Below are 13,730 nucleotides of genomic sequence, written 5' to 3'. Positions count from 1 at the left end.
CCGACGGCGTCTATCACTTTCGACCATAACGCGGTTAGACGGCAGGATTTGCCTGCACTCAGGAGCAGCTTTCTGAAACCCTTCGTTTCAGGCATCTTCCAGCCATGGATGCCTTTCTCTGTAAACGGACTGTTTCATACTCGTTCCTTCAACGTATTCTTACTATGTTTATATGCCCTTTTCATTATAGGAAGCCGCTTGACAAATGTCAATCGTTCATCAGATGAAGGCGCAAGTGCCAGAGCGTAACCTTGGCGATCGCCAGCATCGGTACGGCGACGAGTAGGCCGATCACTCCTCCTGTCTGAATGCCGACAAGGAGGGCGAGAATGATCAGCATCGGATGAAGATGCAAGGTTTTGCCGACGATAAACGGGCTCAGCACATTTCCTTCCACCTGCTGGATGACGATTAAAAGAATCGCCGTAAAGATCGCCAGCTGCCATGATTCCAGCAAAGCGACGATGATCGCCGGAGCAGCGCCGATAAACGCGCCGAAATACGGGATCAAATCCGCCGCGCCGATAAACAGCCCGAGCAAAATCGGATACGGGACACCGAGCAGCCATAAGCCGATGATCGAAAGCACCGCCACCGACAGTGAGACGAGGAGCTGACCGCGGATAAAGCTGCCGAACGTCTGATCAAGATCCTTCAAATAGCGCTGCAACGGCTGTCTCCATTTACGCGGGGTTACATACCAGGCCGTCTTTTCAACGAGATCATAATCTTTCAGAAAGTAAAACACTAAAAAGGGAATAACGAGAAAAGCGAAAACGGAATGCAGCAAAAAGACCGCGACCTTTTCTACCTGGTCCAATGCTTTTCCACTCCACGCTTCGAGCTGGACGGTCCATTCCTTTGACTGGGACTGAAGCGGTTCAGGTAACGAATTGAGCTGATCCTGCAGCCGGTTGACGAGCACTGTTAATTCGTTTATTTTTCCCGGGAGCTGAGCAAAGGCATGCTGAACTTGAGCGATCAAAAACGGCAGGCCGATCATCACAACAAAACTGATCAGGCCAATCACCGCCAGAAAAATGAGGGAAACCGCCCACCTTCGTTCCATGCCATTTTGGTGAAGTTTTTCAACGAGCGGATGAAGAAAATAGCTTAACAACGCAGCAATTCCAACCGGTAACAGCAGCGCCTTTCCAATGAGCAAAAACGGTTCTGCAAGGAAGGCTACCCGCGACAGCATATATAAAATGAGTAAGATCAGCAAAACAATCAATAAACGCGCGATCCACTTTTGTTGAGTCTGTCCCATCTCTGCCCCTCCATTTAAAAGAGAGATTGAGACAACGGGTCGTTTGCCCTTTTGTCTCAATCTCGAGGCAGCGCGCGAAGTCTGCTCCTGCGTTTAAATCCCCTACCGAAGAAATCCGCTTCAGTAGGGGATTTGCGCAAAACGGCGCCACTGCCATGTTTTTTTCCTCTCAACTTCGGCTTCTGTCCCAGCCTCTCTATTTATGCTTTAATGATATTCATCGTAGGTGTTTCCATGATTTTTTATCGGTTAATGATGTCATAAAGGAATCGAATCTTTCTTCGTTTTTCGATCAGTCAGTGAATATGCGGCTGCACCGATCCCGAATGCAAGGACATGAACTTACTTACGTTCCATCGAGCTGAAGATCCTGTTCCTCAAACAAATCATCGAGTGAACTTAAAGAACCATCCTCTTCAACTTGATGAAGAGACAGCTTTCCTTGAGAAATGCTCATTTCAACAAAACAGTTCCAGCAATAGTACTGATTCGTGCCGATTTTTCCAATATCTTTGCTTTGGCAATTTGGACAACGCATCATAGGGCTCCCTTCTATTCCGTCAGGATTGCGCGCCCTCCTCCAATTGTCAGCTTCGCCTCGCTTTTGACAACCTTTCTTCCTTCGAGGATGTCAGCGACCAATCCTTCCGTCACTTCGTACCCTATGATTGTCCCCAGTTCCTCATGAAAATATACATCTTCTACCAGTCCGAGCTTCTCTCCCTCTTTTGTGAGCAGAGGCGTCCCCTGAAGACGCTTACGACCTGATTTCAGCACCGCTGCCCCGGACTTGTGAAAGGGCTGCAAAACGTCACTGTCGGTGACCATTACTCCATCCTCGCCAAAGCTTTCCACTGCTTCAAGCGGCAGCATCATGGCGCGCCTGAACCAGCCTTTCACATCAATAACAAGACCAGCTACCGCGCCATCCTCATACAGCAAATCAACAACGTGTCCACACTCTTCTCCCGTTGCCAAAGAGAGCACAGGCAATCCCTCAATCGTTGCAAATGTTCGCAAAGCTCTCGCCACCTTTCCGAACATTCCTAGTGTACCGCACTCCCAAACCCACTATGTGAGTGATTAATTTCCATAAGAAAACCGGCTACGCGGTTTTCTTTAAAGCGTCGTGCAAAGCCGTTACATTCTTTTAAAGGCTGGCTGAAAGCGGGGTTCTTTCTGACAGCCGCGTAACGCGCGAAGCCGACGCACTTCCTTGAAGCATCCCCAATCATACGTTCTTATAAAAACAGCCTGAGCGGAACCGCCACGATCTTTCAAATCCCGTTGTGAATGGGTTTCTCACAACGGGATTGTGGCGTGTGGAACCATTCTAACCAATTATGTTCCATCACTTCAACCCGCCGTGCAAAGCCGTTACATTCTTTTAAAGGCTGGCTGAAAAAAGCCCGATGGAAAGGTTCTGCTTTCCATCGGGCTTGTAACGTTCCGCCGTACATCACTCCGGAAACTTACTCGGGGAAGAAAGCTGCCGGAGTTTTTCCTTCAGCATCGAATGGCGGAGCACCTCATCCTTTTCCGTAATCGCCGCATACATCGTCCGTAATTCCCCGCACAGCAATAAAAACTGCTTCGCCCGCGTAATCCCTGTATATAACAGGTTGCGCCGCAGCATCCGTGAGTAGCTGCGGACGACAGGCATGACAACGATTGGAAATTCACTTCCTTGCGACTTATGGATCGAGCAGCAATACGCATGCGTAATCTGGTTAAGATCTTTTTTCGGATACACGACCTCTGTTCCATCAAAGGAAATAACAAGCTGGTCCTGGCGTTCTGCATTTTCCTTCGCGTAAAAAATCGCGACAATTTCTCCCCTGTCACCGTTATAGACGTTTTCGTCCGGGTTATTGACGAGCTGGAGGACAATGTCACCGGTGCGGTAGACGACCTCGCCAAAGCGAAGCTCACGCCTTTGTTCCGTCGCCGGATTGAACAGCTCCTGCAGCATGACATTTAACGCCGAGATACCGGCGGGCCCTTTATACATCGGGGCAAGCACCTGAATGTCTTTCGGCGTATAGCCCTTTTTCAGCGCATTTCCGCAAATTTGAGCGACAACATGCTGAACTTGATCGCTGCGGCACGGAAAAAAGCGGCGATCCGGCTGCGGTTCAGGGAGATTGGAAGGCATCTTTCCTTTTTTCATCTCATGAGCAAGCTCGATGATCGAAGAGCCTTCCGCCTGACGGTAAATATCGGTTAACGGGACGGTCGGAATCATTCCGGAATCAAGGAAGTCGCGCAGCACCTGCCCCGGCCCGACGGATGGCAGTTGATCCTGATCGCCGACCAAAATGACCTGCATTCCTTTCGGCACAGCCTTTAACAATTGATTCATTAACCAAATATCGACCATTGAGCTTTCGTCAACGATGAGCAGCTCCCCTTCAAGCGGCTCGTCATCGCCTTTTTCAAAGCCTTGCCCGCCCTTCCAGCCGAGCAGCCGGTGAATCGTCGTGGCAGGCAGCTCGGTTGCTTCACTCATCCGTTTCGCTGCCCTTCCCGTCGGCGCGACAAGTAAGATCGGGAACGGATTGCCTTTCGTATACGCGCTTGGCTCAAGCGCCAGGCCATGCAGACGGCCATACAGCTCAACAATCCCTTTGATCACCGTCGTCTTTCCTGTTCCCGGCCCCCCTGTCAAAATCATGAACGGGGAGGATAGAGCAGTTTGAATCGCTGTTTTTTGCGAGGGGGCATATTCAATCTTCATCTCTTCTTCAAGCTGGCCGAGCGCCTTCAAAAACTCGGCCTCCGGAAATTCATCCTTGCTGTCTTCACTCAAGAGCTTGCGCACGCTTGTGACAATCCCTTTTTCAGCGAAATAAAGCGACTTTAAATAAAGCCGGTCCTCCTCTTCCACTATATGTCCTTCTTCAACCATCACGAGCAGCTGTTCAGCAATCTCTTCAGCTGAGATTTGGCAGTCATATGAGGAAAGAAGACGGCTCGCCTCTTCACATAGTGTCTCCTTTTTCAAAAAAACATGCCCTTCCTGCAAACAAAGCTCCTGAAGCAAAAACAAACAGCCGGCGCGAATCCGCTCTGGATGATTGCCCGTTAAGCCGATTGCCGCGCCAAGCTGATCGGCGCGGCGAAAGCCGATTCCTTCGACATCCGTGATCAATTGATATGGATTTGTCCGAATAATATCAAGGGCCTGCAGTCCATAAGCCTGATAAACCTTCATGGACAGCTCGACGCCAAAGCCATGCTCGGAAAGCGTCATCAATACTTGCTCCACACCTTGCTGATCAATCAGCTGACTGTACAAAGCATCAGCCTTCTCTTTTGACAGCTTCGGAATTTGATTGAGAGACGCGCGGTCTTCGACAATCTTTGTAATCGCCCGCTCACCGAGTATTTCGACAATCGACTGCGCCGTCTTCTCGCCGACACCTGGAAAACGGCTGCTCGACAAATACTGAATAATGCCATGCTTCGTTTGCGGCAAGTCGCGCCGGAATTGGTCGACCTGGTATTGGAGCCCGAACTTCGGATGCTCTGTCAGCGAACCGAAAAACAAAAACGTCTCCTCCACTTCCAGCTTCGGCAAAAGGCCGACAACGGTCACTTTCTTTTCCTTTATCTCTTCATTCGTAGCTTGAATCTGAATATAGGCGACTGTATAATGATTTTCTTCATTCTGAAAGACAATGTGGGAAACCGTTCCTTTTATGTAGCCCTTCTCAACCTGGCCATGTTCCTCCGTCACGATCGCTCACCCTAACCCAAGTGCCTTTTCAATCGTCTTCTTCCCATTGGCGGCAAGAGCATGATCCGGCTGAATAGCAAGCGCGCGTGTAAATGCCTCAAGAGCGTCCGTCGTCCGGTCATGATAGGCGTACGCCACTCCAAGATTGAAATAAGCATCGGCGTGCTGTCCATCGCGCTCCACAACCTGCTCAAGCTCGTCAATCGCTTCATCAATATATTCAAGCTGTGCGAGACAAAGACCGTACTGAAACCGTCCTTCGACATCATCCGGCGCCAGCTCGACGGTTCTCTTGAACGAAGCAAGCGCGTGCGGCAGCGCTCCAAGCTGATAATAGCTCATCCCGAGCATGAAATGGACATCACTTTCATCAAGCTTGGCGATAATGGCCTGCTTGAACATTTTTGCCGCTTCTTCAAACTGATCCTGCTTGTAATAAATCGTCCCCGCGCCATAATAAGCGGTCGCCGCCGTTTCATCCAAGCCGATCGCTTTGTCAAAAAAAGTTAACGCCCGTTCATATTCCCCGACAACACCGAGCAAATTGCCGAAATTAATAAAGCCGGTCGGGTCATGAGGATTTTCTTCAATCGCATCATTAAACATCTTCGCCGCATCTTCATATTTGCGCTCATTCATATAGGCAATTCCTTGTTCATTCAAGCTCATCTTCCAACCTCCTCCTAACGATAAGAAAAACGCCACAGCATCTTTTCTTAGAAGCAGTGCGCGGAGCCGTTATCATCGTTTTATGGGTGACTGAAAACAGGGCTCTTTCAGCCATCCGCGAACAAACGCGAAGCCGACGCCCTGCCCTCAAATCATCTCTGAAGAAATATCCGCTGTTTTCTTTCTCTTCGGTCTCACCACTTTTTTATTACTTGATCAATCGTTCCTCCGCCGAGGCAAACCTCGCCATCATAGAGGACAACAGCCTGACCAGGTGTAATCGCCCGTTGCCGCTCATGGAAATAAACCTTCGCCGTGCCATCCGCCCGCGGATAGACCGTCACCCTTTGATCAGGCTGACGATAACGGAACTTAGCCGTACAAACGATTTCCTCCTGCAACGGCTCTTTTGAAATCCAATTCATGCCTATTGCTTCAAGGCCCTCTGAATAAAGCCCTTCATGGTGGAAGCCTTGGCCGACAATGAGCACGTTCCGCTCAAGATCCTTGCCGATGACAAACCACGGCTCTCCTGAACCGCCGATACCAAGCCCTTGCCGCTGACCGAGCGTATAATACATCAACCCGTCATGATGACCTTTTACCTCGCCATCCACGGTTTGCATTTCCCCGCGCTGGGCTGGCAGGAATTCACTTAAAAACTCTTTAAAGTTGCGTTCCCCGATAAAGCAGATGCCGGTACTGTCTTTTTTCGTCGCCGTCGCCAGCTCCGCATCAAGTGCTTTTTGCCGGACATCGCTTTTCGGCATATCGCCGATCGGAAACATCGTTTTTGAAAGCTGCTTTTGCGAAAGAGCATTCAGAAAATATGTTTGATCTTTGTTATCATCGACGCCGCGCAGCAGGTGGAATTCCCCATCTTGTTCCTCGACGCGAGCATAATGTCCGGTTGCGACATAATCCGCGCCAAGGCTCATTGCATGATTCAAAAAGGCCTTGAACTTAATTTCTTTATTGCACATCACATCGGGATTCGGTGTTCTTCCCGCTTTGTATTCGTCGAGAAAATAAGTGAACACTTTATCCCAATATTGTTTTTCAAAATTAACTGCATAATAGGGAATGCCGATTTGATTGCAGACGCGGATCACATCCTCGTAATCTTCCGTCGCCGTACAAAACCCGCTTTCATCGGTATCGTCCCAGTTTTTCATAAAAATGCCAATGACGTCATAGCCTTGCTCTTTTAATAGAAGCGCGGTCACAGATGAATCGACGCCACCTGACATCCCGACAACAACCCGCGTATCCTCCGGTCTTTTTTTCATCTTATTCACCACCTTTGTCTCTAGCTGATAAACTCCTGCTGCTGTTTTAATCGATTTACTATTTTTGCGGTCTCCTCGGCAACATACTTGATTTGCTCTTCTGTATTGTCAAAGCCGAAGCTAAAGCGCACCGCTGCCTGCGATCTCTCGCTATTCTCACCGAACATCGCGACAAGAACGTGGGACGCCTCAACCGAACCGGCCGTACATGCTGAGCCGCTTGAGGCGGAAATGCCGGCCATATCCAAATTCATCAATAACGATTCAAGATTAACGCCAGGGAAGCTAATGTTGACAATATGCGGCAAGCGCTCCGTCTGATGGCCGTTCACATAAAAATCAACTTGTTTTTCCGTCCACGTATCAAGCAGTGTATGGGTAAAACGCTGATACTTGTCGTGCCGTTCTTTGATGGTAGCATTGGAAATCTGCAATGCTTTGGCAAAGCCGACGATCGAGGCGACATTTTCCGTGCCGGCCCGGCGTTTCCGTTCCTGCTCCCCGCCATAGAGCAACGGACGTAACGTAAGTCCGTTCTTTATATAAAGCAGGCCGATTCCTTTCGGGCCATTCAGTTTATGAGCTGAAATCGAAAGCATATCAACAGGTAGCTCTGCGATCTTTACTTCGAGCGCGCCGCAGGCTTGTACCGCATCTGTATGAAAAACAGCCTGGTGATCCTTGAGCAGTTCCCCAATTTCCACGATTGGCTGGACTGTACCGACTTCATTGTTGCCATACATAATTGTCACAAGGATTGTGTCATCACGCAAAGCCGCTTCGATATCCTTCGGGTTCACCTGTCCGTATTCATCAACCTTGACGTACGTCACGTCATAGCCGCGTTCTTCCAGCTCTTTACAGGCATGCAGGACGGCATGATGCTCAATCTGTGAAGTAATGATATGCTTGCCTTTGTCGGCATGTTCAAGCGCATAGCCAAGAATAGCCATGTTATCGGCTTCCGTTCCTCCACTTGTGAACACGAGCGTCTGCTCCTTAACTGCAAGAGCGGCGGCTATTTGAGCCCGGGCCTGATCAAGCCCCTGACGCGCCTGTCTGCCACGCTGATGAATGCTTGACGGATTCCCATAATTCGATTGCAAATACGGCAGCATCGCGTCAAGCACTTCAGGATGAAGCGGAGACGTAGCGGCATGGTCCACATACACCATTTCCACCTTTATTCACCTTCTTTATTGTTCTCGAGCTGTCTGCGACAGCCTTTTTATAATTGCAGCGGCTTCGTCCTGCGCACGCATGAAGGGAGAAAAGCGTTCCCTTCTTGCTTTACAACCTTTGCGCAGACTACGCTCGCTGCTTCGGAGCTGTCTGCGACAGCTCCTTAAATATAAAACATATAGTATTCTTGTTCGCCGTCGTCTTCGTAGGTTGCGAGGTCGTGGAGGGTTGTGTGGTCGAGTACGTCTTTTACGGCGTCACGGATTTTGATCCAGAGGTTGCGCTTCGCCGGTTCCTCATCATCCAATACCTCAACCGGGCTGATCGGCCCTTCGAGTACGCGGATAATATCTCCCGCCGTAATTTCTTTCGCGTCTTTCGCCAGCATGTATCCTCCGTAAGCACCACGAACGCTTTTTACAAGCATCGCATTGCGCAATGGCGCAATTAATTGCTCTAAATAATGCTCGGAAAGATCATATTCCTTGGCAATCGATTTTAACGAGACAGGTCCTTCACCTGATTTTTTTGCTAATGCCATCATAATGGTGAGACCGTAACGTCCCTTCGTTGAAATTTTCATGTCTTGTCCCTCTTTCTATGATAAAGTCAACTAAGTTATGGCATTGGCGCAGAGTATATCCTACCACGGACGCCAATCCCAAAGCAAAGAAGCCGCTTCTGCCTTACAGAATTCTCCGGACGGCAGCTCTCTGCATCCCGAAGTACTCCTCCTCTTACCGTTCATCTTCCATCTCATACGATACTAAGTCTTTGCTATTATAGCACGAAAAAACACAACGTTTATAGTTGAACGGAAAATGAATCCGAATAGTTGGCTTTTCCCAACAGTTCGATTACACTTGTGGGTAGGACAAATCCGCAAAAAAGAAGGAGGAATTTGCATGAAGCGACAACCGCTCGCCTACAGAATGCGTCCTCAAAAAATTGAAGATCTGATCGGCCAAAGGCATCTGATCGGGGAAGGCCAGCTCCTGAAACGGATGGTCGATGCGGACCGGCTCTCTTCGATGATTTTATATGGCCCGCCAGGAATCGGAAAGACGTCAATCGCCCATGCGATTTCCGGTTCAACGGGTACGCCGGCAAAAATGCTCAACGCGGTCGTTAATAATAAAAAGGATATGGAAATCGCCGTCGCTGAAGCGAAAATGCACGGTCAGCTCATTTTGATTTTAGATGAAGTTCACCGTTTAGATAAAGCAAAGCAGGACTTTCTCCTGCCGCATCTTGAGAAGGGGCTGATCATCCTGATCGGTGCGACGACCGCAAATCCATTCCATTCGATCAACCCGGCGATCCGCAGCCGCTGTCAAATTTTTGAGCTTGAGCGCCTGAAGGTGGAGGATATTGAGCTTGCCCTTCGACGGGCATTAAAGGACGAGGAGCGCGGACTTGGAAAAGAAAAGGTGTCGATTGCCGATGAGGCCATCCGCCATCTTGCTGAGGCATGCGGGGGTGACGTTCGTTCAGCTTTGAACGCCCTTGAGCTTGCCGTCCTCTCCACGTATCCGGATGCTGACGGAATGAAGAACATCACACTGAAAACCGCTGAAGCGAGCATTCAAAAAAAGAGCTTTCAGCATGATAAAGATGGAGACGCCCATTATGATGTGCTTTCTGCTTTTCAAAAGTCGATCAGAGGAAGCGACGTCAATGCCGCTCTCCATTATTTAGGACGACTGCTTGAAGCCGGCGACTTGATCAGCATTGGCCGCAGATTGCTTGTCATTGCGTATGAAGATGTTGGCCTCGCCAGTCCTCAGGCCGGCGCCCGGACGCTCGCCGCGATCGAAGCGGCTGAACGGCTTGGCTTGCCCGAAGCCCGGATCCCGCTTGCGAACGCTGTGGTCGAGCTTTGCCTGTCACCTAAATCAAACTCGGCCTATGTTGCTATTGATGCCGCACTTGCCGATATCCGCAAAGGAAAAATCGGCGACGTGCCAAAGCATTTGCAGGATGCGCATTACCAAGGGGCAAAGCAGCTCGGCCGCGGCCAGACCTACAAATACCCGCATGATTACGAGCACGGCTGGGTCGAGCAGCAATACTTGCCTTCCGTGTTAAAACAAGCCCGCTACTATGAACCGAAGCAGACGAGCAAATTTGAACAAACGCTCGCCGACGTTTACGAGCGCCTGCAAAAGCGATAACGTTGACCTCCCAAACAGAAAAAGGTGTGCCACTGCGGCGCACCTTTCAGCCTGTCGACAAAGTCTCGCAAAAGCGAGACGGTCGACAGGCTTTTTTGGTAGAAGGATTTGTCACGATCCTGAGCTTCGAACCCGCTCCCGTGAGTACAGCTCCAATCCGAGTGTGGGTCAGAACTGTCCTCGAAACAAATTCCATGCAGGCGATGCTTGGTTTTGCTGCCATGTACCCGGAAAACCATACGAAAAATGCAACTACTGTATTTACCTGAATGTCGAGCGGATGAAATAGACGGAGACTCCTGCGGGAGAAAAAGCAACGGTGAGACCCCACAGGGCGGTAGCCCGAGGAGGCTCACCAGCTTCCCGCGGAAAGCGAAGTCTATTTCAGGAGCGACGGATTCCCCTCTTTTCATTTGTTCGGAATAGTCCTATAGAAAATACGTTTGACCCAGCTGCGTTTTGCGAGACTTCGCACACCGCTTACTGAAGAGGGGTATCCCCTCTTCCTTACCAAGCCGTCCAGCCGCCGTCGACCATCACGGTGTGGCCTGTTACGAAATTAGAGGCGGGGCTGGCAAGATAGACTACCGCTCCGACGACGTCTTCCGGGGTGCCAATTCGCTTAATTGGTGTCCGGTATAAGACATCCTCACGAAATTCATCATTGGAAAACAGCTTTTCCGTCAATGGCGTCAGCAAATAGTTCGGACCGACGGCATTGACGTTTATGCCGTACTCCGCCCAATCGATCGCCAGCACTCGCGTCAAGTTGACGATGCCGGCCTTGCTTGAGCAATAAGCCGCCCGCTCATAAAAGCCGACGACTCCATTAATCGAAGCGATATTGACGATCTTCCCGCCTCCATGCTCCTTCATCACCTTAGCGACCTCCTGGCTCGTAAAGAAGGTACCTTTTAAATTCACATCGTGGACTTTATCCCAGTCCTCTTCCGTGACTTCGAGCGAAGGCTTGCGGATAATAATGCCGGCATTGTTGACGAGAATATCAATCCGACCAAAATGAGCTTCCGCTTCGCTGACCATTTGGCGAATTGTCTCAAGCTTTGTTACATCAAGCGTCGCAACGAGCGCCTGCTGTCCGAGTTTTTCAATTTCAGCAGCGGTTTCCCGCGCCGCTTCCTCCTTGCCCGGCAATTCCGTGACGACGATGCTGGCACCGCTTTCCGCCAGCCCGAGGGCAATCGTTTTTCCAATTCCCGAGCCGCTGCCCGTCACAATCGCCACTTTGTTCGTTAAATCAAAGCTACTAAGTACCATCTTCTTTTCCTCCATTTCATTCAGTCATCTACTAGCTTCTCCATCAATCGCCAAATTTCCTCCCTGAGAGAATGATAGAAAAACGCAGCACGAGCCGCATGTATGCGCTTATTTCACTTTTGCGGCTTTTCGAGAATACTAGTGTGAATCAGGACACAACCGACAACGACTTCGGATAGTTGCTTTTAAAACCAAGCGAAATGTTTCCACATTGGTTCGAGCTCTATCATCCTTGTATAAAACAAAGGATTTCTGGAAATGATTTGTAGCAAGACGTTTTTAGTGATAAAAAAAGGAGATGAACAGAATGAAAGTTAGACAAGATGCCTGGTCGCATGAAGATGATGTATTGCTTGCTGAAACCGTTTTGACCCATATTCGGGAAGGAAGCACACAGCTGCGCGCATTTGATGAAGTGGGAGATGAATTAAACCGGACGTCGGCCGCTTGCGGATTCCGCTGGAATGCGGTCGTTCGAAATCGCTATATAAAAGAGATCGCAGAAGCGAAAAAGGAAAGAAAAGAACGGAAACGGGCCGCTTCCTTTTCTTATTATCCGCCTGTGCGGACGATGTGGAACCCTGCGCCCCCATCCCAACCGGCCGGTTCACTAGATAGCGAGATGTCGCTCGAGAAAGTGATTGATTACTTGCAGACGCTGACCCACACCAATCAGGAAACGGCTGCCCTGCAGAAAAAAATTGAACGTTTGCAGCAGGAGAATGAGAAGCTGCAGGAACGGAATCAGGAGCTGGAAAAAGAGCTTCAGAAAATGAAACAGGATAGTAGTATTATTGAAGAGGATTATCAATCTCTTATTCAAATTATGAATCGGGCAAGAAGAATGGCCCTGCTTGAGGAGGAAGAAGGGTTACCGGCTTCCACGTTCAAAATGGATAAGAACGGTAATCTGGAAAGAGTGGCAAAATAATTTTCTTTAGAACAGCAAGTAAGTCTGCGCCATGCCGGCCGAGGCTCGTGCGCAGAACGAACCTGCTGTTTTTTTGCTTTAGCGGTTAATCTCAATCCCGTCCAGAAGGCGGGTAATCACATGACCTGCCATAATAAGCCCGGCGACAGACGGAACGAACGCGTTGGAGGAAGGTGGCATCTTCGCTTTACGGATCGGGCCTTGTTCAGCCGCTTCCGGCACAATTTCCTTGCGGATGTCCTCTCTAATCTTGATCGGCTGCTCGTCGGAAAAGACAACCTCAATTCCTTTGCGAATCCCGTCTTTCCTCAGCTTCGTCCGAATGACCTTCGCAATCGGATCATAGCTCGTTTTAGAAATATCTGCAATTCGCAGTCGGGTCGGATCCATTTTATTCGCCGCTCCCATACTGGAAATAATCGGAATGTTTCGTTCGAGACATTGTTTCATTAAGTGAATCTTATAAGAAATCGTATCACTCGCATCGATTACATAATCAAGTCCATACTCAAAAAACTGCTGATACGTCTCCTCTGTGTAAAACATCTTTAAGGCGATCACTTCACAATCGGGGTTGATATCTTTAATACGCTCTTCCATTAATTCAACCTTCGGACGGCCGACCGTGGAAAGCAGCGCGTGTATTTGCCTGTTCACATTTGTAATATCAACATCATCCTTATCGACAAGGACGAGGCGGCCTACGCCTGAGCGGGCTAAAGCTTCCGCCGAGAAAGACCCGACCCCTCCAATGCCGAGCACGGCTACCGTGCTTCCTTTCAGCACCTCCAGCCCGTCATGGCCGATAGCCAATTCATTTCGAGAAAACTGATGTAGCATGTCATTACTCCTTCCGTCTCACTAGCAAACGTTTATCGAAAATGACTATACCACAGCAAAATGCGGAAGCGCAAGGCTGCCTTGGCATTTGGCAACCGAACAATCGACAGCAGATCGACCTGCTGTCGCTCGTTGAACTAACCGGCAAGCCGGTGGATTTCAACCTGCCCTTCCCTCCTGCAGGAGTCGACCCTCCCATCCCGTCCGCTTTTTTTAGTGGGACCAAATAAAGACAGGTATTCAGTTTTTTTATCATATAAGTGGTCCAACGCCACATGGCAGGATGCGTTGGACGATCCTGAAGGACACGAAAAAAATTCCATGCAGACGATGCTTGTTTTTGCTGCCATGAATCTGA

12 protein-coding genes and 1 other annotated feature (1 of these 13 cut by a window edge) are annotated in these 13,730 nt (G+C 49.5%); of the genes, 2 read left to right on the top strand and 10 right to left on the bottom strand.

The features are described from left to right. Nucleotides 1-161 (bottom strand) — a binding site (T-box leader) (it extends 47 nt beyond the left edge of the window). 47 nt (nucleotides 162-208) lie between these two features. From ABMB67_RS17665 to cymR, 8 genes are all read right to left on the bottom strand, one after another. Next, on the bottom strand, nucleotides 209-1,270 hold the full coding sequence (locus ABMB67_RS17665) for an AI-2E family transporter (RefSeq protein WP_251221567.1): 1,062 nt from the start codon (nucleotides 1,268-1,270) through the stop codon (nucleotides 209-211). A gap of 346 nt (nucleotides 1,271-1,616) precedes the next feature. Next, on the bottom strand, nucleotides 1,617-1,811 hold the full coding sequence (locus ABMB67_RS17660) for a YrzR-like zinc ribbon domain (protein ID WP_251195016.1): 195 nt from the start codon (nucleotides 1,809-1,811) through the stop codon (nucleotides 1,617-1,619). A gap of 11 nt (nucleotides 1,812-1,822) precedes the next feature. Continuing rightward, nucleotides 1,823-2,290, bottom strand: a complete 468-nt coding sequence (locus ABMB67_RS17655; protein ID WP_251221566.1) for a PRC-barrel domain-containing protein — start codon at nucleotides 2,288-2,290, stop codon at nucleotides 1,823-1,825. A gap of 439 nt (nucleotides 2,291-2,729) precedes the next feature. Next, nucleotides 2,730-5,009, bottom strand: coding sequence for an SF1B family DNA helicase RecD2 (recD2, locus tag ABMB67_RS17650; protein ID WP_354572891.1), 2,280 nt, complete (start codon nucleotides 5,007-5,009; stop codon nucleotides 2,730-2,732). Between the two features lie 6 nt (nucleotides 5,010-5,015). Then, nucleotides 5,016-5,678, bottom strand: coding sequence for a tetratricopeptide repeat protein (locus ABMB67_RS17645; protein ID WP_354572890.1), 663 nt, complete (start codon nucleotides 5,676-5,678; stop codon nucleotides 5,016-5,018). Nucleotides 5,679-5,872: 194 nt separating this feature from the next. Beyond that, entirely contained in the window at nucleotides 5,873-6,976 is a 1,104-nt protein-coding gene (gene mnmA / locus ABMB67_RS17640; protein ID WP_354572889.1) for a tRNA 2-thiouridine(34) synthase MnmA, read from the bottom strand. A gap of 11 nt (nucleotides 6,977-6,987) precedes the next feature. Beyond that, a complete protein-coding gene (locus ABMB67_RS17635; protein ID WP_251221562.1) occupies nucleotides 6,988-8,148 on the bottom strand; it encodes a cysteine desulfurase family protein in 1,161 nt (386 codons plus the stop codon). Nucleotides 8,149-8,312: 164 nt separating this feature from the next. Next, nucleotides 8,313-8,732: a cysteine metabolism transcriptional regulator CymR gene (gene cymR, locus ABMB67_RS17630; protein ID WP_251195010.1), complete on the bottom strand. Its 420-nt coding sequence runs from the start codon at nucleotides 8,730-8,732 to the stop codon at nucleotides 8,313-8,315. A 322-nt stretch (nucleotides 8,733-9,054) separates the two neighbouring features. Here cymR and ABMB67_RS17625 point away from each other — a divergent pair, with 322 nt between their 5' ends. Next, nucleotides 9,055-10,323, top strand: a complete 1,269-nt coding sequence (locus ABMB67_RS17625; RefSeq protein ID WP_251221561.1) for a replication-associated recombination protein A — start codon at nucleotides 9,055-9,057, stop codon at nucleotides 10,321-10,323. A 507-nt stretch (nucleotides 10,324-10,830) separates the two neighbouring features. Here the strand turns inward: ABMB67_RS17625 and ABMB67_RS17620 are convergent. After that, nucleotides 10,831-11,601, bottom strand: a complete 771-nt coding sequence (locus ABMB67_RS17620; protein WP_251221560.1) for an SDR family NAD(P)-dependent oxidoreductase — start codon at nucleotides 11,599-11,601, stop codon at nucleotides 10,831-10,833. 307 nt (nucleotides 11,602-11,908) lie between these two features. On the opposite strand from ABMB67_RS17620, the gene ABMB67_RS17615 reads away from it, so the two are divergent. Then, nucleotides 11,909-12,532 carry an RsfA family transcriptional regulator gene (locus tag ABMB67_RS17615; RefSeq protein ID WP_251221559.1) on the top strand — a complete coding sequence of 208 codons (624 nt, stop codon included), beginning with the start codon at nucleotides 11,909-11,911 and terminating at the stop codon, nucleotides 12,530-12,532. A 78-nt stretch (nucleotides 12,533-12,610) separates the two neighbouring features. On the opposite strand, the gene ABMB67_RS17610 is transcribed toward ABMB67_RS17615, so the two are convergent. Further along, complete coding sequence (locus ABMB67_RS17610) at nucleotides 12,611-13,372, bottom strand: tRNA threonylcarbamoyladenosine dehydratase (RefSeq protein WP_251221558.1); 762 nt, start codon at nucleotides 13,370-13,372, stop codon at nucleotides 12,611-12,613. Nucleotides 13,373-13,730 lie beyond the last annotated feature (358 nt).

This window comes from Halalkalibacter oceani, assembly GCF_040544555.1.
In the GTDB taxonomy this organism is placed as follows: domain Bacteria; phylum Bacillota; class Bacilli; order Bacillales; family Bacillaceae_D; genus Halalkalibacter; species Halalkalibacter oceani.
This window is presented reverse-complemented; position numbering and strand designations above follow the sequence as displayed.

Bases quoted from the DNA above. Each gene is read 5' to 3' on its own strand.
- ABMB67_RS17665 (WP_251221567.1), bottom strand. From the start codon at position 1,270: ATGGGACAGACTCAACAAAAGTGGATCGCGCGTTTATTGATTGTTTTG.
- ABMB67_RS17660 (WP_251195016.1), bottom strand. From the start codon at position 1,811: ATGATGCGTTGTCCAAATTGCCAAAGCAAAGATATTGGAAAAATCGGC.
- ABMB67_RS17645 (WP_354572890.1), bottom strand. From the start codon at position 5,678: ATGAGCTTGAATGAACAAGGAATTGCCTATATGAATGAGCGCAAATAT.
- cymR (WP_251195010.1), bottom strand. From the start codon at position 8,732: ATGAAAATTTCAACGAAGGGACGTTACGGTCTCACCATTATGATGGCA.
- ABMB67_RS17625 (WP_251221561.1), top strand. From the start codon at position 9,055: ATGAAGCGACAACCGCTCGCCTACAGAATGCGTCCTCAAAAAATTGAA.
- ABMB67_RS17620 (WP_251221560.1), bottom strand. From the start codon at position 11,601: ATGGTACTTAGTAGCTTTGATTTAACGAACAAAGTGGCGATTGTGACG.
- ABMB67_RS17615 (WP_251221559.1), top strand. From the start codon at position 11,909: ATGAAAGTTAGACAAGATGCCTGGTCGCATGAAGATGATGTATTGCTT.
- ABMB67_RS17610 (WP_251221558.1), bottom strand. From the start codon at position 13,372: ATGCTACATCAGTTTTCTCGAAATGAATTGGCTATCGGCCATGACGGG.